The organism is Phenylobacterium sp., assembly GCF_025351295.1.
Taxonomy (GTDB): Bacteria; Pseudomonadota; Alphaproteobacteria; order Caulobacterales; family Caulobacteraceae; genus Phenylobacterium.
The window spans coordinates 1-2,981 of record NZ_JANXWD010000001.1; the positions used below are offsets into that span (position 1 = coordinate 1).

A 2,981-nucleotide genomic window follows, 5' to 3' on the forward strand; every position below is an offset into this window, starting at 1 on the left:
GGATGGAGCGACCGTTTACCGTCGAGGACACCGTCAACGACCGCCGGATCGCGAGGCTCTACCTGCCGCTCAGCGGAACCCCGCCCGTCGTGGCGTGCGCTGTGGTCCGTATCGACTGAAATCCGCAGACCCGGAAAGGATCGGAGCCGCCGAAGCGGCTCCGACCAAGATGACCTATTCCGCCGCGATGGCGGGCGCGGCCTCAGCGTCGGCCAAGTCCGCTTCGCCCTGCGGAACGGCCTCGGCGCTCCCACCTTCGACGAGCGCCGCTGCCGCGCGCAACAGCGGCGGCAGCCAGCCGGTCCCGACCACGAGCTGCTCGGCGGCCTGCGCCATCTCGGGCTTCTTCAAGCTGGCGATCCGCGCGGCCGCTTCGTCCGACACCGCCTCGCGCACGGCCTCGCCGATCCGCGCCTTGGTGACGCGCCCGAAGTAGCTGTGTTCGGTCGGGGTCCAGTAGGAGCCCATATCGAGACTGACCGCTTGGGCCAGCTGGTCGGCGTGAGCCAGCGCGGCGGGCCGCCGCTCCCACGCGCGGACGGCGTTGACGCTGACCCCCACGCAGTGAGCAAGAAGGCTCTGGCGACTGTCGCCGTCGAGGGTGGTGACAAGAGCCCAGACCTCTCGCGGGTCTTCCGGCATCTGCCGCGCCCAGGCTTCATGCCGCTGATCGATGGCGCGACTGGCGCGGGTGTCCTCGATCTCCGGCGCGTATTGCCCAAGGCCCGTGGACGCGCTGCGCAGGTCCAGGCAGGTGGCGGGCGCGCAGGCGGGATAGAAAGTCCGCAAGGTCAGGGCGTGGACGACACAGAGCAGGGCCACGTCCGGGTTCTCGGCCAGGGCGTCGCGCAGGCCGGCCGTGCGATGGGCCGTCAGGTCGGCGATCAGGCGATCCGACAACGGCGCAAGCTCGTCTTCCGCCTCGTCGTCCTCGCCGTCCTCCGCCGCACCTTCCACCGCCCCAGCCGGGGCCATGCCGGGCGAGGCGTCGTCCTCGGCGCCTTCGGCCTCCACCGGCGGTGGCAGGTCTTCGGCTCGCACCCAGCCGCGCTCAATTCGAGCTTGCCCGTCATGGCCCAGCACCACGAAGACGCCGCCGCGCGCGATTTCGTCGGGATCGAAGCCGTAGCCGTCGCCGTAGGCCTGAAGCTCGGCGTCCATTTCGGCGAGCTTGGCTTCCACGTCAGGCGGCAGGTCTTCGACTTCGCCCCACTGTTCGGTCAAGGCGTCATAGGCCTCGGACAGGGCGGCGATACTCGCCTCATCCTCGGCCGTACGCTCGATCCGGCGCGGATAGACCCGCGTCGTCAGGCCGTGGCCGGTCGGGTAGTCGAGATGGGCCTGCGCCCACTTCCAACCCTCGGCCTCGCGAAGCTGGGTCGCCAGCGCGACCAGCTTTTCCAGCACAAGCCGGTCCAGCAGGGCCACATCCTCCAGCCAGCCGCCGCGATCCTCGGTGAAGAGGTCACGCAGGATGACGCCGCCCGCCTCCGCATAGGCCTCCGCGCCGACGAACACGACGCGGCGATCATCGGCCGGAACCTTTGCCTCGGTCATGGCGCGGCGGATGAGGTGTGGGCTGCGGTTGAATGAAAGCTGCTCGAATACCTGCTCCTGGCGGGCATGGTCCTCGGTGACGCCGAAGGCCATGAGCTGGTCCAGGGTCAGGCCGTCCTCGCGGTAGATGGCCAGCAGCTTGGGGCTGACAGCGCCGAGACGCAGCCGCTGGCGCACCACGGGGGCCGACACCCCGAACCGGGCGCCGATTTCCTCAGGCCCCCAGCCCTTGCGTTCGCCGAGGTCGCGGAAGGCCTCGAACTGGTCGGCGGGGTGCATGTCCGTGCGGCTGATGTTCTCGTCCAGGGAGATTTCTGCGGCGTCGTTGAGCGTATCGATCACGCAGCGAACCGGCTCGGTCTTCCTGATCTCTTTGCGCGAGGCCCGAAGGCACTGCGCGAGGCGGCGGCCCTCACCGATGGTGACGAGATAGAAGCCGGTCGGCTCGCCCGCCTCGTCGAACTCGGGCTCCACCACCAGCGGCTGAAGCACGCCCTTGGCGGCGATGCTGGTGGCGCGGGCCTCGATCTCACCTGGGCTGTGCGGGACCTTGCGCACGTTCTTCGGCGACTTCTTGAGCTTGTTGAGTGGGATTTCGACCACGGCGCCGTGGTCGAGGACGGTCTCAAACTTGGCAGTCATAGGAACCTCCTTGGGGTCAGGGTGCAGGCGCAAGGCGCGCCTGAACCCCTGCCCGTCGGCGAGACCGGGTGTGCAAACGGAGGGGCGCCTTCGCGGGGACCCAGCTGCAGGGCTTTCAAACCCAGAGCAGCGTGAGATCAGGGCGAGGACCGAAGCTGGGCGGAAGGCGCTCCGAAGTGCGCCGAGGGCGGACGCCCTAAGCCGCCCGAGCCGCGATCCTGCTCGGATCGGGGCGAGATGGGGAGGAGGCCGCAAGGAGCCTGGTCGCGAGACCAGGCGGGACGCGCCGTCGAGCGGCCGCCGGCGCGAAGGCGCCCGAAGGGTCGGACCCGTAGGAGGAGCGAAGCGACGGGACCGAGCACGACCGCCGGCTGCTCTCATTTGACCTTGGGGCGTTGCGGCCAGGCTGTGCGAAGAGTCCGCTAATCAATCTGACGTGGCCGGCGAAACTATCGCTGGTCTAAGTCGCGACCATGGCGCCGCCTAGGTTTAGCGCTGCGCCGACCGCTTCAGCTGCACGTCCACACCGGTCATGCGAAGACGCCATTCGCACAGCTGATCGCTGGTGCCGAAAGCGGCCGCGATGTCGGTGATACCTTCGCCACGCCTGCGGCTACGAATGAGGACTTCGCGGGGGAGCAACATGGCGGCGGCGAGCCAATCCGCCTCCGCCTCGGCGTCTTCAGAGTAGTCGCTGAGCAGCAGCATGCCGGTCGTGGATACATCGACGCGCGCCGGAACGTGTTTGAGAATTACGTGCGCCAGCTCGTGCATCAGCGTGC

At 68.8% G+C, this 2,981-nt stretch carries 2 protein-coding genes; both read right to left on the bottom strand.

Going from position 1 to position 2,981, the window contains the following annotated elements; genetic code table 11:
- Positions 1–174: 174 nt before the first annotated feature.
- Positions 175–2,199 carry a ParB/RepB/Spo0J family partition protein gene (locus tag Q0R13_RS00005; RefSeq protein WP_293897559.1) on the bottom strand — a complete coding sequence of 675 codons (2,025 nt, stop codon included), beginning with the start codon at positions 2,197–2,199 and terminating at the stop codon, positions 175–177.
- A gap of 489 nt (positions 2,200–2,688) precedes the next feature.
- The coding region (locus tag Q0R13_RS00010; protein WP_293897562.1) for an ImmA/IrrE family metallo-endopeptidase at positions 2,689–2,981 on the bottom strand (293 nt) is incomplete at its 5' end.